The sequence below is a fragment of the Pseudomonadota bacterium genome (genome assembly GCA_039818985.1).
Taxonomy (GTDB): Bacteria; Pseudomonadota; Alphaproteobacteria; order Sphingomonadales; family Sphingomonadaceae; genus Alterisphingorhabdus.
On the sequence record JBCBSU010000001.1, the window covers coordinates 235,166 to 254,797 of the forward strand.

Annotated in this window: 22 protein-coding genes; 10 read left to right on the forward strand and 12 right to left on the reverse strand. The window is 59.8% G+C overall.

Annotated features, from left to right (window positions below):
* Window positions 1–7: 7 nt before the first annotated feature.
* The gene (locus tag AAFX04_00940) at window positions 8–322 is read right to left on the reverse strand and encodes a DUF1330 domain-containing protein (GenBank protein MEO1043985.1); all 315 of its coding nucleotides are present in this window, start codon (window positions 320–322) and stop codon (window positions 8–10) included.
* Window positions 319–1,464, reverse strand: coding sequence for a zinc-binding dehydrogenase (locus AAFX04_00945; GenBank protein ID MEO1043986.1), 1,146 nt, complete (start codon window positions 1,462–1,464; stop codon window positions 319–321). Before AAFX04_00945 ends, AAFX04_00940 begins: the two co-directional genes overlap by 4 nt.
* 188 nt (window positions 1,465–1,652) lie before the next feature.
* Here AAFX04_00945 and AAFX04_00950 point away from each other — a divergent pair, with 188 nt between their 5' ends.
* The 3 genes from AAFX04_00950 to AAFX04_00960 all read left to right on the forward strand — a co-directional run bounded on the left by AAFX04_00950 (window position 1,653) and on the right by AAFX04_00960 (window position 6,003).
* On the forward strand, window positions 1,653–2,477 hold the full coding sequence (locus AAFX04_00950) for a TauD/TfdA family dioxygenase (protein ID MEO1043987.1): 825 nt from the start codon (window positions 1,653–1,655) through the stop codon (window positions 2,475–2,477).
* Window positions 2,478–2,535: 58 nt separating this feature from the next.
* Window positions 2,536–4,959 (forward strand): ligase-associated DNA damage response DEXH box helicase, encoded by a 2,424-nt coding sequence (locus tag AAFX04_00955; protein MEO1043988.1) that lies wholly within the window; start codon window positions 2,536–2,538, stop codon window positions 4,957–4,959.
* Window positions 4,960–5,043: 84 nt separating this feature from the next.
* A complete protein-coding gene (locus AAFX04_00960; GenBank protein ID MEO1043989.1) occupies window positions 5,044–6,003 on the forward strand; it encodes an aspartyl protease family protein in 960 nt (319 codons plus the stop codon).
* A gap of 36 nt (window positions 6,004–6,039) precedes the next feature.
* Here the strand turns inward: AAFX04_00960 and AAFX04_00965 are convergent, their stop codons facing one another.
* The 5 genes from AAFX04_00965 to AAFX04_00985 form a co-directional block, all read right to left on the reverse strand.
* On the reverse strand, window positions 6,040–6,390 hold the full coding sequence (locus AAFX04_00965; GenBank protein ID MEO1043990.1) for a hypothetical protein: 351 nt from the start codon (window positions 6,388–6,390) through the stop codon (window positions 6,040–6,042).
* Between the two features lie 79 nt (window positions 6,391–6,469).
* Entirely contained in the window at window positions 6,470–7,156 is a 687-nt protein-coding gene (locus tag AAFX04_00970; GenBank protein MEO1043991.1) for a glutathione S-transferase, read from the reverse strand.
* Window positions 7,153–8,163 (reverse strand): rhodanese-related sulfurtransferase, encoded by a 1,011-nt coding sequence (locus AAFX04_00975; GenBank protein MEO1043992.1) that lies wholly within the window; start codon window positions 8,161–8,163, stop codon window positions 7,153–7,155. Before AAFX04_00975 ends, AAFX04_00970 begins: the two co-directional genes overlap by 4 nt.
* Window positions 8,164–8,249: 86 nt before the next feature.
* Window positions 8,250–8,618, reverse strand: a complete 369-nt coding sequence (locus tag AAFX04_00980) for a DUF6768 family protein (protein ID MEO1043993.1) — start codon at window positions 8,616–8,618, stop codon at window positions 8,250–8,252.
* Window positions 8,605–9,189, reverse strand: a complete 585-nt coding sequence (locus AAFX04_00985; protein MEO1043994.1) for a sigma-70 family RNA polymerase sigma factor — start codon at window positions 9,187–9,189, stop codon at window positions 8,605–8,607. Before AAFX04_00985 ends, AAFX04_00980 begins: the two co-directional genes overlap by 14 nt.
* 134 nt (window positions 9,190–9,323) lie before the next feature.
* On the opposite strand from AAFX04_00985, the gene pdeM reads away from it, so the two are divergent.
* From pdeM to AAFX04_01000, 3 genes are all read left to right on the forward strand, one after another.
* Complete coding sequence (gene pdeM, locus AAFX04_00990; GenBank protein MEO1043995.1) at window positions 9,324–10,055, forward strand: ligase-associated DNA damage response endonuclease PdeM; 732 nt, start codon at window positions 9,324–9,326, stop codon at window positions 10,053–10,055.
* Window positions 10,052–11,257 carry a molybdopterin molybdotransferase MoeA gene (locus AAFX04_00995; GenBank protein MEO1043996.1) on the forward strand — a complete coding sequence of 402 codons (1,206 nt, stop codon included), beginning with the start codon at window positions 10,052–10,054 and terminating at the stop codon, window positions 11,255–11,257. The genes pdeM and AAFX04_00995 overlap by 4 nt, the downstream gene beginning before the upstream one ends.
* 101 nt (window positions 11,258–11,358) lie before the next feature.
* The gene (locus tag AAFX04_01000) at window positions 11,359–12,843 is read left to right on the forward strand and encodes a S41 family peptidase (GenBank protein ID MEO1043997.1); all 1,485 of its coding nucleotides are present in this window, start codon (window positions 11,359–11,361) and stop codon (window positions 12,841–12,843) included.
* Between the two features lie 67 nt (window positions 12,844–12,910).
* Here the strand turns inward: AAFX04_01000 and AAFX04_01005 are convergent, their stop codons facing one another.
* From AAFX04_01005 to AAFX04_01015, 3 genes are all read right to left on the reverse strand, one after another.
* Entirely contained in the window at window positions 12,911–13,120 is a 210-nt protein-coding gene (locus AAFX04_01005) for a cold-shock protein (protein ID MEO1043998.1), read from the reverse strand.
* A gap of 230 nt (window positions 13,121–13,350) precedes the next feature.
* Window positions 13,351–13,968 (reverse strand): DUF427 domain-containing protein, encoded by a 618-nt coding sequence (locus AAFX04_01010; GenBank protein ID MEO1043999.1) that lies wholly within the window; start codon window positions 13,966–13,968, stop codon window positions 13,351–13,353.
* The gene (locus AAFX04_01015; protein MEO1044000.1) at window positions 13,965–14,426 is read right to left on the reverse strand and encodes a hypothetical protein; all 462 of its coding nucleotides are present in this window, start codon (window positions 14,424–14,426) and stop codon (window positions 13,965–13,967) included. The genes AAFX04_01010 and AAFX04_01015 overlap by 4 nt, the downstream gene beginning before the upstream one ends.
* A 257-nt stretch (window positions 14,427–14,683) precedes the next feature.
* Between AAFX04_01015 and AAFX04_01020 the strand changes: the two genes are divergently transcribed.
* Window positions 14,684–15,313, forward strand: a complete 630-nt coding sequence (locus AAFX04_01020) for a 1-acyl-sn-glycerol-3-phosphate acyltransferase (protein MEO1044001.1) — start codon at window positions 14,684–14,686, stop codon at window positions 15,311–15,313.
* Window positions 15,310–15,750: a cupin domain-containing protein gene (locus AAFX04_01025; protein ID MEO1044002.1), complete on the forward strand. Its 441-nt coding sequence runs from the start codon at window positions 15,310–15,312 to the stop codon at window positions 15,748–15,750. Before AAFX04_01020 ends, AAFX04_01025 begins: the two co-directional genes overlap by 4 nt.
* Window positions 15,751–15,805: 55 nt before the next feature.
* Here AAFX04_01025 and AAFX04_01030 read toward each other — a convergent pair whose 3' ends face one another.
* Window positions 15,806–16,357 carry a trypco2 family protein gene (locus AAFX04_01030; GenBank protein MEO1044003.1) on the reverse strand — a complete coding sequence of 184 codons (552 nt, stop codon included), beginning with the start codon at window positions 16,355–16,357 and terminating at the stop codon, window positions 15,806–15,808.
* 394 nt (window positions 16,358–16,751) lie between these two features.
* Window positions 16,752–17,291: a Rid family hydrolase gene (locus AAFX04_01035; GenBank protein ID MEO1044004.1), complete on the reverse strand. Its 540-nt coding sequence runs from the start codon at window positions 17,289–17,291 to the stop codon at window positions 16,752–16,754.
* 235 nt (window positions 17,292–17,526) lie between these two features.
* Between AAFX04_01035 and AAFX04_01040 the strand changes: the two genes are divergently transcribed.
* On the forward strand, window positions 17,527–18,474 hold the full coding sequence (locus AAFX04_01040) for a DUF2853 family protein (protein MEO1044005.1): 948 nt from the start codon (window positions 17,527–17,529) through the stop codon (window positions 18,472–18,474).
* A 424-nt stretch (window positions 18,475–18,898) separates the two neighbouring features.
* Window positions 18,899–19,435: a hypothetical protein gene (locus AAFX04_01045; protein ID MEO1044006.1), complete on the forward strand. Its 537-nt coding sequence runs from the start codon at window positions 18,899–18,901 to the stop codon at window positions 19,433–19,435.
* Window positions 19,436–19,632: the final 197 nt, after the last annotated feature.

A 19,632-nucleotide genomic window follows, 5' to 3' on the forward strand; every position in this document is an offset into this window, starting at 1 on the left:
GCGACGATCAGCCGCTGGGAAGTGCCGCCTCAGGGTCAAGCGCCTTCACCATGATCGTATCGCCGGTGCTGCCGGCGATACGATGTTTGGCAATCGCCTGATATTCGGGTGAGGTCATCCATGCCATTGCCTGTTTCCTGGACGGGAATTCGATCAGCACCGAGCGGGTTGCGGCAAATTCACCCTGAAGCACTGTCGGTTCCTCGTCGACGCTGAGCAGCGTGCCGTCGAACTTTTCGAATACCTCCATGAAACCGTCCTGATAGCGATCATAGCTGTCGCGATCATGGATGTTCAGCCTGGTGATGATATAGACCGTCAAGACTGCAATCCCTGTTGCGGCAGGATCAGGAATTTCTCACCCGTCGTTTTGGCATAATAGCGCTGGGCAATATCCACCTGCAGTGCGTCGATCATGGAAATCTTGTCGGTATAGTGGCTGGCAAAGGTGGTAGTCAGCTCTTCAGCGACTCGCGCGCGCAACCGGGCGGCGACCTCCATGCCCGCCTTGGCGAGGAAATTGGGCAGCAGAAACGCGCCAATGCCCCAGGCAAAGCCATAGCTGCGGGTCAGTATCGTCGCACTGGTGTCGAGGCCGCCATAAATATAGACCTGCTTGTGCGTGGTGGAGCCGTAAATGCTGTATTCGCTCGGCGTTCGTGCTGCGGCCATTTCCATTGCGGTCAATATGTCCGAGGCCAGCGTGCCGCCGCCCGTGGCGTCAAAGGCCAGAGTCGCGCCGGTCTCGTGCACCGCATCGGTCAGCTGGGCCAGGAAATCCTGATCGGAGGAATTGACAACATATTTGGCACCCATGCTTTTCAGCATATCAACCTGTTCCTGCTTGCGCACGATATTGACCAGATCGACGCCATCAGCCTGGCAGATGCGGTTGAGCATCTGGCCGAGATTGGAGGCGGCAGCGGTATGCACCAGCGCCTTGTGCCCTTCCATTTTCAGCACCTCGACCATCGACAGTGCGGTCAGCGGGTTGACGAAGCTCGATGCGCCGTCGCGCGCGCTGTGTTCATCCTTGAGCGGCAGCGCCATCATCGACGGGACACAGCGATACTGGCCGTACATCCCGCCACCCATGATCGCGACGGTCTTGCCCATCAGGCTTTGCGAATAATCATCATCGCCGGCGGCGACCACAGTGCCCGCGCCTTCATTGCCGATGGCGAGCCGCTGGTCGATCCGTGCCTTCATGACGCCCATGCCCTGTTGCGGCACCGGCATGGAAAGCACGCTGTCACTGGCTTTGCCTTCGGTTCTGGCACCACTCATATCGGCCCAGCCGAACATCACACCCAGATCCGAGGGGTTGATCGGTGTGGCCTCGACCCGGACCAGAATCTCGCCGCTTTTGGGCTGCGGCATCGCCTCTTCCGACATGTCCATGGTCAGCGTGCCATTGGAATGCAGGGTGGAGTACATCTTCATATAGCTGTCGGGAAGGGTCATCACATACCTCTTGTTTTCGCGATATTGTTGGCGCGGCACGCTGACGATGTTCTGGCCTTTTGGCAATGGGAAACTGTCATGAAGCCGTACGCATCGGCGCAAAACGCTGGTGCAGAAAGGCAATCCATGGCAAATTTGCGACCAGACGGGTCAGAGAATAAAGGCCCGCAATAGAGGAGAGGGAGAGGATGCATATTGAACCTGCATCGGACGCAGTCGGCGCCATGGTCAGCGATGTCGATGTGCGCGTGCTGGACGATGCCGATTTTGCCGCCATGCAGCAGGCCTTTGCCGACCATGGCGCGCTGTTTATCTGCGGCCAGCAACTGGCACCCGAAGACCATATCGCCTTTGCCGAACGCTGGGGTGCGATCAATATCAACCGCTTTTTCGCCGCAGTGCCGGATTATCCGCAAATTGCCCAGGTGTTGAAGGAACCCGACCAGACCGTGAATATTGGCGGTGGCTGGCACACCGATCATAGCTATGACGCAGTGCCGGCCATGGGTTCGATCCTCTATGCGCTGGAGACACCACCCAGCGGTGGCGATACGCTATTCGCCGGAATGGCCGCTGCCTATGATGCTCTGGATGATGCCATGAAGGCGCGGCTGGACGGACTGAACGCGCTGCACAGCAACGCGCATATCTTCGGTGACGAGTCGGATTATGCCAAGGAAATCGGTGACCGTTTCGGCAATGCCCAAAAAGCGGGGCAGCAGGCAGTGCATCCGGTGGTGCTGCATCACCCTGTGACCGGCCGCAAGGGCCTTTACGTCAACCCGGCTTTCACCATTGGCATTGTCGATATGGACGAGACAGAAAGCGCCGAATTGCTGCAGACACTCTATGCCCATATCATGCAGCCGCGCTTTCATTTCCGCTTCCACTGGGAACCGGGGTCGCTGGCGATGTGGGACAATCGCTCGACCTGGCATTATGCGATGAACGATTATCATGGTCACAGGCGGCTGATGCATCGGATTACCGTGGAAGGTGTGCCGCTGCATTAGGCCCAGCCAATGTGCTGCGGTGCTTGATTATCACCATGCCGCGCGCGACATAGGGCGGGTGTCCGATCCCGTTTCCTGTCTTCCCGATGCCATTACCGAATGGTTCGCCGCGCGTGGTTGGGAGCCGCGTCGGCATCAGCTGGAGATGCTCGATATCGCACGCCAGCACCGCCATGCCTTGCTGGTCGCCTCGACCGGTGCGGGCAAAACACTGGCCGGTTTCCTGCCGACGCTGGCAGAACTGATCGAGAGCCGCGATCATGAGGGCCTGCACACGCTCTACGTGTCGCCATTGAAGGCGCTGGCGCATGATATTCAGCGCAATCTGACCGCACCGGTCGCCGAAATGGGTCTCGACATCCGTATCGAGGCACGCAGCGGCGACACGCCTTCGGACCGCAAGAAGCGCCAACGCGAAAAGCCGCCGCAGATATTGCTGACCACGCCGGAATCGCTCAGTCTGTTGCTCAGCTACCCCGAAAGCGCAGCGCTGTTCGCCAGTCTGAATCGGGTGATTGTCGACGAAGTCCATGCCTTTGCTGCGGGCAAGCGCGGCGACCTGCTGGCGCTGTCGCTGGCGCGCCTTGGTACATTGGCCCCGGATGCGCAGCGCGTGGCACTGTCGGCAACGGTGGCCGATCCCGATGGCTATCGCGCCTGGCTCGCGCCGCATGGCGATATTGACAGGGTGACGCTGGTCCATGGCGAAGCAGGGGCCGATCCCGATCTCGACATCATGCTGCCCGAAGGGCGGGTGCCCTGGTCGGGCCATAGCGGCCATTATGCCATCCCTCAGGTACTTGAGGAAATCGCGCGCAACCGCACCACCATCGTCTTCTGCAACACCCGCTTCCTCGCCGAGTTTATCTTCCAGCGTCTGTGGGAGCTCAATGAGGCGGCGCTGCCGATCGGGGTGCATCATGGCTCGCTGTCGGTCGAGGCTCGCCGCAAGGTCGAGAGCGCCATGGCGCGCGGCGAATTGCGGGCGCTGGTGGCCACGGCCAGCCTCGATCTCGGGGTCGACTGGGGCGATGTCGATTGCGTCATCCAGATGGGCGCGCCCAAGGGTTCGTCGCGTCTGCTCCAGCGTATCGGTCGCGCCAATCACCGGCTCGATGAAGCCAGCAAGGCGATTTTGGTGCCTGGTAACCGGTTTGAATATCTTGAGGCACAGGCAGCGTTCGATGCCGTGGGTGCGGGCCAGCGCGATGGCGAAGGCTTTCGTGAAGGCGGACTCGACGTGCTGGCGCAGCATGTCATGGCGGTGGCCTGTGCCGGGCCGTTTCATGAGGATGCGCTGCGCGACGAGGTGCGCGCGGCCATGCCCTATTCGGGCTATGATGATGCGGCCTTTGCGCGGGTGCTGCGCTTTGTCGAAAATGGTGGCTATGCCTTGCGCGCCTATGACAAGTTCAAGCGGCTGAGACGCGAGGCGGACGGCACATGGCATCTGGCGCATCCGCGCTTCGCGGCGCAGCACCGGCTCAATGCCGGCACGATTGTCGATGTGCCGATGCTCGAGATACGGTTCAAGAACGGTCGCAAGCTCGGAAAGGTGGAAGAGAATTTCGCCGCCCAGCTATCGCCGGGAGACACCTTCTTCTTCTCCGGCATGAGTCTCGAGGTCGAGCGCATCAAGGATATGGACGTGCTGGTAAAGGCGACCAAAAAAGCGGCGCAGATCCCCAGCTATATGGGCGCGCGCATGCCGCTGACGACGCATCTGGCTGACCGGGTGCGCGGGTTGCTGACCGATCGCACCGGCTGGGTCCGCTTCCCCGATGATGTGCGCGAATGGCTGGAGATGCAGGACTGGCGCTCGACCCTGCCCGAGCCGGGGCAGCTATTGGTCGAGACCTTTCCGCACCGCCAGCGCCATTATATGGTGTGCTATCCGTTTGAGGGCTGGAATGCGCATCAGTCGCTGGGCATGCTGATCACCCGGCGGATGGAGGACAGGGGCCTGCAACCGCTGGGCTTTGTCGCCAATGATTATGCGCTGGCGGTGTACGGGCTTCAGCCAATAAGCGATCCTGGTGCCTTGTTCTCCGCCGATATCCTCGCCGATGAATTCACCCAATGGGTCGAGAACAGTTATCTGTTGAAACGCGCCTTTCGCGAGGTGGCGGTGATTTCCGGGCTGGTTGAGCGCCAGCATCCGGGCAAGCGCAAGACTGGTAAACAGGTGACTTTCTCCACCGACCTGATCTTCGATGTGCTGGCGAAATATGAGCCGGACCATGTGCTGATGCAGGCGGCCTGGGCCGATGCCCGCGCAAAGATGACCGATGTCGGTCGGCTCGGCGACCTGCTCGACCGCGCCCAGGACACCATCCTCCATGTCGATCTCGACCGGGTTACCCCCATGGCGGTACCTGTGCTGACAATGATCGGGCGCGAGTCCGTGGCCCAGGGCGCTGCCGATGATGCGCTGCTGCTGGAGGCGGAAACACTCGCCGAAGCGGCGATGCGGGGCGATTGAAAAGGCTGGAAAAAACTCGTTCCGCCCCTGCAAATATTGCCGTTGTCCGCGATTTCGCCTAGCATCGCCACACAGGAGCAGGATGTGCATAATATATTTTACGCGTTCGGAATGGCGCTATTGTCCGCCAGTGGCAGCGGTATTCCGGTTCAGGATCAGATAAGCAACAACCAGACTGCGTCGACGGACAGCAGCGCTTCGGATGTCGATGTCGTCGCCGTCGAGATCGATCCCGTCTATCGCATGACGGTGCCGGTCACCATTGATGGGCAGGGCCCCTATAGCTTCCTCATCGATACCGGGTCGGAGCGCAGCGTCGTCTCGACCGATCTTGCCGGGCAGCTCGAACTCGAATTTGTCGAGCAGGTGCGGTTGCAGAGCATTGCTGGCAACAAGATTGTCGATACCGCCTATCTCCCTGACCTCACCGTCGGCCAGCAAAATTATGGCGGCGTGATCGCGCCGCTGCTGCTGACCGAGGATATTGGCGCCGATGGCATTTTGGGACTCGACGGGCTGCAGAATCAGCGCATCCTGTTCGACTTCCGCAAGAATCAGATCGAGATAGAGGATGTCGGTGAGGCCTCGAACCGCGGCTATGAGATCATCGTCACCGGGCGGCGCAAATCGGGCCAGCTGATCCTGACCGACGCCACCATTTCGGGGATCGACGTCACCGTGGTGATCGATACCGGGGCGCAGTCGAGCATCGGCAACCGGGCGCTGCAGAAACGGCTGTTCGGCCGCCGTGCCCAGGGCACCGATTTCCAGGCGGAGCTGTTCGCCGTGACCGGCCAGACGATCATCGCCGATTCCGGCGTCGCCAAGGATTTCCGTATCGGTCGGGCGCAGTTTTCGCATATCGGCATCGCCTTTGCCGATGCCCCGCCATTCCGGACGCTGGGGCTGGAGAACAAACCGGCGCTGTTTCTCGGCATGTCCGCGTTGCGGCGGTTCGACCGCGTCGCGATCGATTTCCAGAAACGCCGGGTGCTGTTCGATGTCCCCGGCAGCGCGCGGCGGTATCAGGACAAGCGCTACTGACGCTTTATCTCAGGCACACATGCCGGCGGCGCGGGCTTATTCGCTCAGCGCTTGCCCGACCGATTCCAGATATTGCCCTTGCTCGACGACCTCGGCGCTGCATTCCAGCGCGATTGCCTCGAATGACGCATTTTCATCGGTTAGCGCGGCAAAGCGGGCGCGGATCGCGGCTTCCAGATCGAGTTCCGGATTGCGGCCATTGAGTTTACCGAAAAAATAGATTGCCGCGGTCTCGATATCGTCGGTGGCGCCGCCATCATCGATGGTGCTGAGCGCGATAATGCAATCGACGTCATCGGCGGTATCCGCAGACATCCGCATCTGCGCCTGAGCCGGTGCCATGGTCAGCGCGCTAGCGGCCAGCGCCGCAAATGTGTGTTTCAGCATATCCTGTCTCCCCTCCTCTTCCTGGGAAATATTATGCCTCTATCTGAGGTGAGACAATGGTAATGCAGTGGCAGGCGTTTTAGGCCGCCATTCGCGGGAAAGTAATGGTCGTATCGCCGGGCTGCCACGGCTGTTCTTTTTGCATCGCGGTGGCGAACAGGTCGCTGGCGAGATGGCCCGCCAGCCAAGCATGAAGATGCGGCAGAGGCAGGGTGTCGAACCAGCCCCGGTCGTGATTGGCGAACTGGCGGACAAAGGGGAAGATGGCGATATCGGCGAGGCTGCGCGCCACGCCGAAAAGCTGGCTTTGTCCCGCTTCCAGACCGTGGCTCGCCAGTTGCGTCTCCAGCCTTTCGAGAAACGCCTGGCCTTCGGTGCGGTGTATCATCGGGTCGGCATTGTCGTAGCGGGTATAATATTTATAGCGGTCGAGATGGTGCTTGAACGGGCCGTCACATGCGGCGATCAGCGCATTTACCGCGTCCTCCGGCCCGGCCTGCAGCCAGCCCTCCGGGTCATCGCGCCCCAGCGCCCAGCGGATCACCGCCAGGCTCTCCTCAAGGACGGTTTCGTCATTGCTGGCGTCGGGAAGCACCAGCACCGGCACCGTTGCCTTTGGGCTGGCGGCGATCATCGCTTCGGGCTTGTCGCTCAGCCTGACCTCGCGCAGTTCGCAGCATATGCCGGCAATAACCAGTGCCATCCGTGCGCGCATGGCATAGGGGCAGCGGCGAAAGCTGTAGAGTATCGGGCGTGGCTCGCTCATTCCTCACCCGAACCCAGGACTTCCCAGAGTTCATCCGCTATTTCCGGCTTTTGCGGCTGTGCCATTCGCTGGCCGAGATGCTGTTGCCGGCGCTGGGCTGCCAGCGTCATTTGCCGCTGGCGTTCGCGATAGCGCGCCTTTTGCGCCTGGTCGCGGCTGTCGGCGCAATGCGGGCACTGCTCGCCGGGAATATAATCGGGATGCCGCGTTTCCTCGGGCGTCAGCGGCGTGCGGCAGGCGCGGCACAGCACATGTTCGCCGGGCTTCAGGCCATGGGTGACGCTGACGCGCTCATCGAAGACGAAGCAGGCGCCGTCAAAGCGATTCTCCACTTCAGGCACATGTTCGAGATATTTCAATATGCCGCCCTTGAGGTGCACCACATCGTCAAAGCCTTGGTTGCGGACATAGGCGGTGGCCTTTTCGCAGCGTATGCCGCCGGTGCAGAACATGGCGATGCGCGGCTCTTTGCCCTGTTCGCGCAGTTTTGCCGCGAAATCGTCGAACCAGCGGGGAAAGTCGCGAAAGCTCTGTGTCTGCGGGTTGACCGCTCCGTCAAAGCTGCCGATCGCCACTTCATAGTCATTGCGGGTATCGATCACCACCGTATCGGGATCGGCCAGCGCGTCATTCCACTCGGTTGGCGCGATATATTCGCCCTTGTCATTGGCGGCATCGATTCCGGCGACGCCCATGGTGACAATCTCGGATTTGAGCCGCACCTTCATGCGCAGGAAAGGCGGGGCATCGGCACGCGAATATTTGACTTCCAGAGCGTCAAAGCTGGGCCAGTCACGGATATGGGCAATTACCGCCGCCACCGCATCATCATCCCCGGCTATGGTGCCGTTGACCCCTTCATCGGCGATCAGCATCGTGCCCTTAATGTCCTGTTTGGCGCACAGGTCATGCAAGGCTTCGCGCCGCGCCTTACGATCCGTTACCGGAGCGAAATGGTAGAGCGCGGCGACGCAATAGCGGTCTTTTTGTGATGGGCTGTCGGTCATGCGCCGCGCTATATCGTCCGATGCGGGATATTTCCAGTGGCGGTAGATTTTGAGCCCCTCCTCTGAAGACGAGGGTTCTCCCCAAATCAACTGCCGCGCTGCTGCACCAGCAGCAGCTCCAGCCGACGCAATTCGCGCAGCATCCGATTGGCTTGCATTACCGGCATAAGCGACATTTTCAGCATTCCGCCAACCACCAGCAGCGTCACTGCGGGCAGGCCCCAGCGTAGCTGGCTCACCGCATCGTCAGCGTTGAAAAATTCGATGCTCATCCACACCGCAACCAGGAACATTACCGACTGGACAATCATGATCACCCAGTTAACCCATGATGCGGTGCCGCGGAACATCCCGAAGGCCTGGGCGAAATAGCCTGGTTCATGACGCAATTCTTCCATCAACGCCTGTTCTTCCTGTGTCAGCGTCTCACTGATCATCTTGTCAAACTGGTCCATTTTCAGTCTCCTTTACAATCTCGTCCTGCATCATGGTCTTGAGCTGGTTGCGCGCATGCATCAGCCGGGTCTTGACCGTCCCTTCGGCTATATCGAGCGCCAGTGCGATCTCGGCGACGCGAAAGCCTTCACGATAGAACAGCGTCAATACCGTCTGATGCCCGGGTGACAGCCGGTCAATCGCTCGCCCCAGATCAAGCTCTGTGATCGCGCGGTCACCCGGATCGTCCGTGACGGCACTATCGGTCAGCCCTGGATCGGCTGCGGCATCATGCCTCGCCTGCTTCGCCATCGCCTTGAGGCAGCGACGGTTGACGGTGCGATAGGCCCAGACGGCAAAGGCGCGATCATCCTTGAGCCTGGCAAGCCCGCGATAAATATCGATCCATGCCGATTGCAGCGCGTCGCGCGCCACTTCCCTGTCGCCAGTGCGGCGAATGGCAAAGCCCAGAAAGCGCGGTTGCCAATAGCGATACAGCGCATCCCAGCCGCGTTTGCCGTCCAGCCGTGCCCTGGCAACGAGGAGATTCTGCATCGCGTTGCGCAGTTTCGGGCGCAGATGCTCGGTCATGTCTCCTCCCTTTTGCCATGGATCTATAGAGAAGAGGCGGGCACAGCCCAAATGGTTCACTATGTGCAGGAAAAAATCCCTGACGGTCGGGTTCGGCCATTGCCATTGCCGCGTGGCTCGCGCATATCGGAGCGATGGTTCACCCTTCGTTCGCATGCTTCTCCTTTGCCGGTGAGACATTTCATGCACTGGCCGATGATGCACTTTACTGGCCGCGCCAGAACGCGCTGCTGGTGGCGGACCTGCATCTGGAAAAGGCCAGCTGGTATGCCGCATCGGGGCAGATGTTGCCGCCCTATGACAGCCGGGCGACGCTGGAGCGGCTGGCATGGCTGGTCGATACGCTTGATGTCGGTTCTGTCTGGTCGCTGGGCGACAATTATCATGACAGCGCTGGTGAGGCGCGGCTCGAAGACGATGCCGCCATGATGCTGCGGGCGCTGACGGAGCGGGTCGACTGGCACTGGATTACCGGCAATCATGATGAACAGCTTGACGGCTGCTGGGGCGGGCAGGTGGTCGAGCACTGGACCCTCGACAATATCCTGCTCTGTCACCAACCCGATAGTGGCGCGTCATGGCCGCAGATTTGCGGCCATTATCACCCCAAGCTGCGGATACAGAATCGTGGCCGGATGGTGTCGCGCCGCTGCTATATGGCGAGTGAGACGCTGCTGATCATGCCGGCATTCGGGGCATTGACCGGTGGTCTCGATGCTGCCGACCCGGTCTATGCCGAAGTCTTTGGTGATCAGGACTACAGGGCGATGCTGCCGGTCCATGACAAGATGCTGACCTTCGCCCCGGACAGCGCTGCGACTCTGGCCAAGGCGGCTGCGGCACAACGGGCCAAAGCGGCTTTGTGAGCCGCCTGATTACCCTTGCCGAAGCGCGGAAGCATATCCTTGATGCGCTGACACGCCTGCCGGTGGAAACCGTGTTGCTCGCTCATGCGACCAGGCGAGTTCTCGCGGAGGATATCATCGCCCGGCATGACCAGCCGGCGGAAAATATCTCCGCCATGGATGGCTATGCGGTACGGCTGCAGGATTGTGATGTCGGCAATGCGATTCGCGTTATCGGTGAAGCCCGTGCGGGAGACGCTTTTGACCGCGCGATAGGGCCGGGTGAGGCGGTGCGCATATCCACTGGCGCCTGGCTGCCATCGGGAGCCGATCATATCCTGATCCAGGAAGAGGCCGAGTGCGACGGCGACACGCTGGTCGCAACCGTGGCGCAGGCGGCGAATGGCTTTATCCGCGCCAGGGGCCGTGACTTCAGCACCGGCGCATTGCTTCTCGACGCCGGCACCCGCCTCACCCCGGCAGCGATAGCGTTGTGCGCTGCAGCCGGACGCAACAAGGTTGCGGTCTATCGTCGTCCGGGTGTCGCCATCCTCACCAATGGCGATGAACTGTGCGAGCCGGGCGAGGCGCTGCGCTCCGGTGCGTTATATGACAGCAATGGTGACGGGCTGGCGGCGCAGATTGCCGTCTGGGGCGGCAGTATCGGGTGGCAGGGGCGTGGCGGCGATGATGCAGCGGCGATGGCGACCGTGTTGAACCAGGCGAAGGGCCATGACCTGCTGGTGATTGCCGGCGGTGCCTCGGTCGGGCCGCATGATATTGTCCGCACCGCTTTCACTGCCGGGGGTGGCAAAGAGATTTTCAGCCGCATGGCGGTCAAACCGGGCAAGCCAGCATGGTTTGGCCGATTTGGCACCATGCCGGTGATCGGTCTGCCGGGCAATCCGGCCTCGGCCTTTGTCACCGCCGAGCTGCTGGTCCGTCTGGCGGTGGAACATATGGCGGGCGATGCGGTCAGTGCCGATCTGCCGCTGCAATCGGCGCTGGCGTCGAAAGCGCTCCCGGCCAATGGCCCGCGTGAGACCTTTGCCCGGGCCATTGTCAGCGACAACGGCAAAGGGCAGCGGATCATCGCTGCGGCAGACGATCAGGACAGCAGCCTGTTGCGACCGCTTGTCGCCGCCAATGCGCTTTTGCATCGCCCGGCGGGTGCCGCCGCCGTCGCAACGGGCGAATATGTGCGCTATCTCGCGCTGGGATGAGATTTTACCTTCGGTTTCGCGGGCGGAACGTTATGACAGCGACGTTGCAATCGCTTATGGACAGGTAAAGCGATGAGCATCGACAGGCCTGGGGAGCATATATGGTAAAACGTACAGGCGCGCTTTTGGCCATGGCCGCAATGCTGGCATCTTGCGGTGGCGATGGTGGATCGGGTCCGCCAACGGCCGGTTCCCCACCAACCGCAAGCCCTTCCCCCTCCCCCTCGCCACCACCGACAAACCAGACCTGTTCGTTGCGTGCGCGGCAGGACTGGGTGGCGGAGCAGCTCAACGAATTCTACCTGTTCCCCGACCTGCTGGCGCAAAATGTCAACCCCGATGATTTTTCCACCGTCCAGGCTTATATTGACGCGCTGGTTGCCCCGGCCCGGGCGCAGGGGCGTGATCGCTTTTTCACCTTCATCACCTCGATCGAGCAGGAAAATGCCTTTTTCGCCTCAGGTGCGACTGCCGGCTTCGGCATTCGTCTGTCGATCGATGCGGCAGCGGGCAGCGTTACCATCATCGATGCGATCGAAGGCGCGCCGGGACTGGCGGCCGGTCTCGATCGCGGTACCGAATTGCTGGCGATCGGCACCAACATGAATAATCTGCGCGATGTTTCAGAGATTATCGCCAGCGATGGCAGCGGCGGTGTTTCTGCTGCATTGGGGCCGTCGACCAGCGGCACCGCGCGGGTGCTGCGCTTCCGTGATGCCGCCGGCAACACTGTCACCAGCACCGTGACCAAAGCGGAATTTGACACACCACCCATCTCGCCGCGTTTCGGGGTGGAGATATTCACCGATGGTGGTCGCCGCGTCGGCTATGTCAATCTGCGCACCTTTATCGATACCGCCGATGATGCGCTGCGCAACGCTTTTGCCCAATTCCGCGCCGAGGGCGTGACCGAGGTCATTCTCGATCTGCGCTATAATGGCGGCGGCCTGGTATCGACAGCGGAGCTTTTCGGCGATTTCCTTGGCGGCAATCGTTTTCCTTCGGACATCTTCTCGTTCACTGTATTCCGCCCCTCGCAGTCACAGTTTAACGAGACGCGCAATTTTGCGCCGCAACCCCAGTCGATCTCTCCGGTAAAAATTGCGGTGATCGCTACGTCGAGCACCGCCTCCGCCAGCGAGTTGGTTACCAATGCCTTCATTCCCTATCTCGGCGCCGATATCGGCCTGATCGGCAGCAATACATCGGGCAAGCCGGTGGGCCAGATTGCCCGTGACCGGGCGGAATGCGATGACCGGCTGCGTGTAGTTGCCTTTCAGGTCCAGAATGCCGATCGCGAGGGGGACTATTTCAACGGGCTGGCCGGGGTGATGGATGCCACCTGTCGCGCCAGTGACGATTTTTCCACACCGCTCGGCAATAGCGGTGAAGCGTCGATTGCCCAGGCGCTGAGCTTCTTGCGGGGCGAGAGCTGCACCCCGATATCCGGTGCGACCGCATCAGTTGAGGGCAGCACAGCACGGCAAAGCGGGCAATCTGTTCCTGTTCCGGGCGGAGTGTCGGGCGAATTGCTGCTTCCCGAGGCGCCAACACCGGCGCAGCGGGAAATTCCGGGGCTGTTTTAGGGTATACAGCGAAAGTCGTGGCCGACCCAGCCGGGCTGCGCCTTGCGGGATCGGCCAGCGAGTTCCACTAGTCGGCGTTGCTTAGATTGACCGCACTTTCCTTGCCATTGCGGCCTGTCTCAAGATCGAAATTGAGCCGCTGGTCATTTTGCAATGTGTGCATCCCGGCGGCCTGCACTGCGGTAATATGGACAAAGGCATCGCTGGCGCCATCTTCGCGCTCGATAAAACCATAGCCCTTGTCGGTATTGAAAAATTTTACTTTGCCGGTTGGCATGTTCGTTTTCCTTTCAGGAAGCAATATATGGCCTGGCACACCATTGTGCAGGACAGGTCGCGTAAGTCGTTGAGTCTCTGAAAGGGATCAATTCTGCTGACAGGCCGTTGGGAAAATATCCCTCAATGGCGCGTCATCTCCATGGGCCCGTCACAAATTCTGACGTCAGCTGACTGGCGGTTAGCAGGCACCACGCGTTATGGCCAGTCAAATACGTCTCCCTGGTACCTTTACCACTGCCCGGTGGCGCCTGCGCCCTTTACCGGTCCCTTTATCCGGTCAATGATCCAGCCGCCGTAAAAGCCGCCCGGCTGGGGGCGTGCCTTTTCCCATTCGCCACCGGCGTCCTTGACGAAACAGGCGAGTTTCGACGGATAGAAAGCGAACCAGCCGGCAATTGCGGTATAGCCTTCTGCAAGATCGTCAAACGGATCGGGATAGGTCCAGGCGGCATCGGCAATCCGGGTGCCATTGTCGAGAAGCAGGTCATAGCTGACCGCGACCCCTTTCCACTCGCATACCGACAGGCCATCATTTGGCTGCAGCAATGCGGTGCCCACATCATCGGGATGGATATAGGGCACCGGCGCGCCGGCCGTCTCCTTGACGATCAGCGGTCGCCGGGTCTCGGCGATCAGCGTATCGCCGTGCATCACCCGGATATGCGCATCCAGCCCGCCAATATCGCCCGCCATAATCGGTGGGCGTGGATAGTCCCATACCGATTCCTCACCCTTGCCTGCCTGCTCGACCCCGGGTGGCCGGAAAGACCGGTCCCAATGAGCACGGCCCGGCTTGACCCGCGCCAGCAGGACCTGCTTGTCGGGCAGGGGCGGCAGACCGCTCATGGTGCCTCCGGTCCGGTAAAGGGCTGGTTATCGGTCCATGCACAGCCGGAGCGGATTTCATCGCCGAGCTGCAATGTCACCACGAAAGGATAGACGCGGTCCGACATGGTGTCCGAACACTGGCCCGGGGTGATCACCAGGGTCAATCGTTCGCTTGCCAAAGTACCGCTGAACGACAGACCGCCGCGTCCGGCAAAGCGCTTAACTGTCACCCGGTCCCCTTCGGGATTGTCCGGCGTGGTATAAAGCAGCGTCTCCGGCGCGGCATCTTTGTCACTCGATATTTCACCACCCCAAAATGGCTCATTGCCGGTGAGATGGATAACCGCATCCGCCGCGATACCGTCATAAGGCCGCTTGTCGCTGGTATCCCCGGGTACATTGTCCTTGTCGGTCGCGGCCGAACAGGCGGTGAGCAACAGGCAGGCCATAATGATGGGCGGGAGAGTCAGTTTCATTGCGTCAATCGTATCAAGGTGGTGCTATATCATCCATCCCTTTCTCGGTTATATCCGCTTTTCATGCCGCATTTGCATGCTATGCCGGACCAGGCAGAATCGGCACCATGGAGAGACAGGCGATGACGGAGCAGCCAGCAGCAGAAGCGATTAGTGGTCACTGCCTGTGCGGCGCGGTCAACGTCATTACGGCCCTGACGTGCAAGCCTATCGATGCCTGTCATTATGGCCTGTGCCAGTGCTGAGCTTGAACCCAGGTGTCGCACAAAACTTCTGACTTCACCGTACCCGGCGAGCCACCCATGGGCTGGCTGGCACGTATGGTGTTCCGTCTGCTGGTGTTCATCTATCGCCGTCACAAATTCACACCGGTGGGAGAGGCGCCGGAATTCCGCAAATTCATCATCATCGCGGTGCCGCATACCAGCAACTGGGATTTCCCCAACTATGTCGGCCTGACCCGCGAAATGGGGCTGCGCACCCGGTTCATGGCCAAGGCCTCGCTGTTCAAATGGCCGATGGGCACGTTCATGCGTCAGGTTGGCGGGGTGCCGGTCGATCGCGATGCGGCCAAGGATATGGTGCAGCAAATGGCCGAGGAATTCGCCGCGCGTGATGACTTTATCCTGACTATCGCGCCCGAAGGCACGCGCAGCGCCGCCACTCGCTGGCGCACCGGCTTCTACCATATCGCCATGGCAGCCAAGGTGCCGATTGTCTGTGGCTTTATGGACTATAGGAGCCGACGTGCCGGCCTGGGCCCAGTGATCCACCCGACCGGCGATTATGATGCCGATATGGCCCCCGCCTTTGCCTTTTATGAAGGGATGAGCGGACGGCGCGGCGAGGGACTGAAGGGCGATGCCGGCAAGGGCATGCGCGAATGACCGCCAAAGAGATCATCACCGCGCTAGATCTGGCACCACATCCCGAGGGTGGCTGGTATCGTGAGCTATGGCGCAGTGATGTCAAACTGGGCGAAAACACTGCCTATACCGGTGGTCGCGCCAGTGCCACGGCGATCTATTTTCTGCTCGAAACCGGCCAGCGCTCCGCCTGGCACCGTGTCGATGCGCATGAGCTCTGGCTCTGGCATGCTGGCGATCCGTTGACCCTTTCGCACAAGCCTGGATGGGGCGATGCGCCGCGACATCCCGTGCTTGGCACCGAGCTTGCCGCCGGCCAGCAACCGCAAATCCGTATCCCCGCGCATCACTGGCAGGCAGCCGAACCGCTGCCGGTGGAAGGTGGTGCGGGATACACGCTGGTCAGCTGCATCGTCTCGCCGGGGTTTGAGTTTGCCGGATTTGAGATGCGGGCGTGAGACTCGGGGTCGAAAGGTCCCATATTGTTCGCTGTTGCGTAATCAGCAGATGCACTTAGCCGCTTTTCTTACCCTTATTGCCGGTTATATCGAACGTGGTATCAAATCGACCTGGTGAGTTAACAATTGAAGATGGTGATTTGGTATCGTGGTAGAATGTTGTTCCTTGGCGCCAGATATCACCGGCTCCGTCGGATGGTAAAATATAAGGCTTCGTATCTTGGCTGTGCCCCGATATTCTTTCTTCGGTGGATTTGGTAGGCCTGTCTAGAATGATAGTACCAGCTGGGGCGGGAGTATTTTTATAGGCAGGGACAAATTTCAGTCGCAGGGTATGGATCAATTCGCTTGCTACTTCGCCACCGCCCTCGACTCCCGCATCAATTACCCAGAATTTTGCAGCGAATTTGCCGCCGGCTTTTGCGACGCGGCCTGCCGTGAATTTCACTTCCAATTCTGCGCTGTCCAAATGCAAGACGGCTCCCCGGCCATCCTTTCTAGCCGTTTCGCTGGCTTCAAGCAGTGAGTGGCGAATTTCACTCAGCGCATCTTCAAGAGAAAGCCGGTCTTGATTGTCCGGAGGATTTTTCTCGCTGTTATTTGCCATCGTACATTCCCGATTGGGCTATGATTATTACTTAATTTAGCGATCAATGAAAGAGATTTTTGGTGAAGCAAAATGAACTGAGCGAGATTGGAATTATATAGTATTTATTTATTATATCATTACTTTTTGCGTAAAATTCATCAATGCATCGCTTCACCTCTACGGCTGCCGCACCTTTGCGTCACGAGATCTTTGCGTCACGAGATCGCCACCGATGAGTGAAGGAAACGCCAACGCCACTAGGGCTGCCGGATAGTCCGAATCAGAGCTGCCTGTAAGCGCCAGATACAGCATTAGGGCAGGACGGTCGCCAGCGCGCTGGCAGGCAGCGGCAGCGGGGTGGCGATGCAGCCGGTGAGCGGCGTGAGGGCCGCCGCTATGGCTTCCCTTCGCCTCAATCGTCGGGCGCGGCGGCGATGATTTTTATCTCGACTGCGCCTTCGGGAACGTAGAGCCGGTCGATATCGATCACCGTCCAGGCCGGGAAGGGTGCCTTGACATAGCGATTCTTGACCTCAGCCATGATCGGCAGGCTGTCATCGACATCGACATGGAAGCTGGTGATGTCGAGCACATGTTCCCAGCCCGATCCGGCGCGCTCGAGCGTCTCTCCCAGCTTCTCGAACACCGCGACATAGGCTGCCTCCGGGTCGTTGCCATGCACCACGATGACGCCGGAGAGATAGACCTTCTCGTCATGGATCACCGCATCGGCATAGCCGAACTGCTCCTGAAATGCGCGGGCGCGCGGGTTTTCAGGCATGAGCGAGATTTTCGGTTCGATATTGCCGGACTCTGCCTCTTCATCCGCGAGAGCGGCTTCTGCGGCTGCTTCTGCTGCTCCTACAGCTTCCGCAGCAATGTCCTGCGCCTGTGCTGCGCCCGCTCCGGTCATCAGCGCCATGCCGGCGATACAGCAAGTCAGTTGTCGCATATGTTTTCCCTCCTCTTGGCTTGGGCCCAGTCTATCTTGGCAAGGACAGGCGCACAACGGCAGCCATTTGGCCGCGCCAAAAAATTTCGCTGTATTTTGCAATATAGAGTCGACATTTTTCCTATCTTAGATACATTTATGGCGCAGAGCGTGCGTCCTCCGGGTGAAGCATGGGAAAGGCTGACAAACGCACCAGACTCGGCAAGCACAACAGTGCAGCCGACAGAAGTGGAGAATGGCGATGGTATTCAAGTGGCTGGCGGATGTCCGCAGATATGATCAAAACCCGTATCCCGGGGTGGTAGCGGCGATTGCCCGCCATTGCGGTCTGGCGTTGCGAACCCCCGAAGGTGCGCAGCTCTCCTTTTCCGATCCCGAAGCAACAGCCGATGTGCGCGAGAATTTCCTGAAAGGCATGCTGGGCCTGACCGAATCCGATGCCAAGCTCGATGCCGGAATTGCCGAGGTCGGCAAGCAGATGGAGGAAGACGAGCACAAGAACCGGGTGACTGCCTATTATCTTCTCACCAAGCATTTCGAGAAATTCGGTGCCTTCGGCTATGCCGCCGCCGGTGCCGCGGGCGCCGCTGCGGCGTCGGTCGCCGGTGCAGTCACCAACCGCTTCCGTGATGCCGGTGCCCGTCGCCCGGCCTATGCCGATGACGGAATTTTCGGGACTCTCTTCCTCGCTGGTGCAGGCATGGCCGGCTTGCTGTTCTTCGGCATGGCTGCTGCTTCATGGCTTACTTACCTGGCCGAGTCGGAGGAAGCGGCGGCGCCCGCCGCCGCTGCGGTTGAGGCTGCGCCCGCTGCGGCTCCAGCAGCACCGGCAGGCGCAGGCGTGGCTGCGGCCGAAGTCGACGGCGCGCCCATGCTCACTGTCTATTTCGACACGGGGTCTGCTGGAATCAGCCCCGAATTCGATGCGGCCGCGGCTGACATGGTGACTTATCTCGAGGCCAATCCGGACGCCAGCGTCGCGATATCCGGGTTTAACGATCCGAGCGGCAATGCCGAATTCAATGCCGAGCTGTCAAAGAACCGTGCGGAAAATGTCCAGGCGGCTCTGGTGGCGCAGGGTGTTGATGCCGGCCGGACCGCTCTGGTGCGACCCGATAACACCACAATCTCCAACATGACCATTGCAGAAGCGCGTCGCGTCGAAGTGACAATCGCGCAATAACAAGGCGCATTGCATGCGGGGGAGCGCTATGCGCGCCCCCGCGCCTTTATAACTGCGCCCGATTATCGCCCAGTAGCGCCTGTTTATCCGTCGCGTGACGGTTCCTTCTTCTGCCAGCCCCTCTTCCTTGTTGCCGGTTTAAAAGCGCCGAATTGCCGTTTTTTGGCAGGAATAGGCGTTTCCCCACGTTTCACATTGCGCTTTCTCGCTATCGGCCTGGCATTAGCCGGGGCCGATGCGGGACGTGACGCCAACATCACAGCATGACCATGTCGCCTCCATATTCCCGGCCAGGCCGCTCCGGCACTATTGCTGAAACCGGACAGGTAGGCCTGCAGTCAACAGCGGGGACAGGCGTGACAGCTGTCACGCGTAGCGAGGCGTTTCATGTTTAGTGCTGTGACTTTCAAGAAGGAGTGAAACAATGGAAGACTTACTTGAAAGTTTCAAAGTTACGCAAGATTCTCAAGAGCTTTTGCTCGAGAATGCAGCCAGTCACATCGATACCGATGAAGAGCTGTCGCTATCGCAGCCTGAGGATAGCAAGGTAGAAATGATCGAAGCTGCAGTCGAGGAAAGGCGCATTGTCGGTGGCCCTTTTCGGGGTATCTACTGGGATTTGCCGGCCAACAACATTTGGCGGCTGGCCATTAACGGCAGGCCTCTTGTTGCAAACTACTTCAATTTCTCCATTTCCAATCTTGGCTGGCGCGCTGGTAGAGGTTGGCCGTGGTATACTACGCCATGTCCGCGAGGCGGCAGAGCAGGTCGCGGTTTCGCGTTCCCGGGTTCGCCGCCACATGCCACATGCCTGATTGTCGGAGGCAATGCTTTCACAAATTGCCACATGTCCGGCTGGGCGCGTGGCGCCGGGCGGTCACAGGTCGTCTTTGGTGTCAATGACGATAACTACAGTGACAATACAGGCGGTTTCCGACTCCATCTCAATGGCTGGTCCTGACCTCGATCAGCCATTGACGAGCCAGATAATCTGCTCATTTGGTAAAGATTGACGGGAGCAACGCTTCAGACGCAATGGTCCTGGCCATATGCTCCTGTCAATTTTACATGGAAATCCGCGCCGTTGCGATACATCCGGCCATCTTCCCCCTATCCCTAGCCACGTTTTTCGCAATTGCATGCCATCAACCACACTGC

Excerpts from the sequence above, each read along its gene's own strand:
- AAFX04_00945 (MEO1043986.1), bottom strand. The coding sequence starts at position 1,464 with ATGACCCTTCCCGACAGCTATATGAAGATGTACTCCACCCTGCATTCC.
- AAFX04_00950 (MEO1043987.1), top strand. The coding sequence starts at position 1,653 with ATGCATATTGAACCTGCATCGGACGCAGTCGGCGCCATGGTCAGCGAT.
- AAFX04_00965 (MEO1043990.1), bottom strand. The coding sequence starts at position 6,390 with ATGCTGAAACACACATTTGCGGCGCTGGCCGCTAGCGCGCTGACCATG.
- AAFX04_00970 (MEO1043991.1), bottom strand. The coding sequence starts at position 7,156 with ATGAGCGAGCCACGCCCGATACTCTACAGCTTTCGCCGCTGCCCCTAT.
- AAFX04_00975 (MEO1043992.1), bottom strand. The coding sequence starts at position 8,163 with ATGACCGACAGCCCATCACAAAAAGACCGCTATTGCGTCGCCGCGCTC.
- AAFX04_00980 (MEO1043993.1), bottom strand. The coding sequence starts at position 8,618 with ATGGACCAGTTTGACAAGATGATCAGTGAGACGCTGACACAGGAAGAA.
- AAFX04_00985 (MEO1043994.1), bottom strand. The coding sequence starts at position 9,189 with ATGACCGAGCATCTGCGCCCGAAACTGCGCAACGCGATGCAGAATCTC.
- pdeM (MEO1043995.1), top strand. The coding sequence starts at position 9,324 with ATGGTTCACCCTTCGTTCGCATGCTTCTCCTTTGCCGGTGAGACATTT.
- AAFX04_01000 (MEO1043997.1), top strand. The coding sequence starts at position 11,359 with ATGGTAAAACGTACAGGCGCGCTTTTGGCCATGGCCGCAATGCTGGCA.
- AAFX04_01005 (MEO1043998.1), bottom strand. The coding sequence starts at position 13,120 with ATGCCAACCGGCAAAGTAAAATTTTTCAATACCGACAAGGGCTATGGT.
- AAFX04_01010 (MEO1043999.1), bottom strand. The coding sequence starts at position 13,968 with ATGAGCGGTCTGCCGCCCCTGCCCGACAAGCAGGTCCTGCTGGCGCGG.
- AAFX04_01015 (MEO1044000.1), bottom strand. The coding sequence starts at position 14,426 with ATGAAACTGACTCTCCCGCCCATCATTATGGCCTGCCTGTTGCTCACC.
- AAFX04_01025 (MEO1044002.1), top strand. The coding sequence starts at position 15,310 with ATGACCGCCAAAGAGATCATCACCGCGCTAGATCTGGCACCACATCCC.
- AAFX04_01030 (MEO1044003.1), bottom strand. The coding sequence starts at position 16,357 with ATGGCAAATAACAGCGAGAAAAATCCTCCGGACAATCAAGACCGGCTT.
- AAFX04_01035 (MEO1044004.1), bottom strand. The coding sequence starts at position 17,291 with ATGCGACAACTGACTTGCTGTATCGCCGGCATGGCGCTGATGACCGGA.
- AAFX04_01040 (MEO1044005.1), top strand. The coding sequence starts at position 17,527 with ATGGCGATGGTATTCAAGTGGCTGGCGGATGTCCGCAGATATGATCAA.
- AAFX04_01045 (MEO1044006.1), top strand. The coding sequence starts at position 18,899 with ATGGAAGACTTACTTGAAAGTTTCAAAGTTACGCAAGATTCTCAAGAG.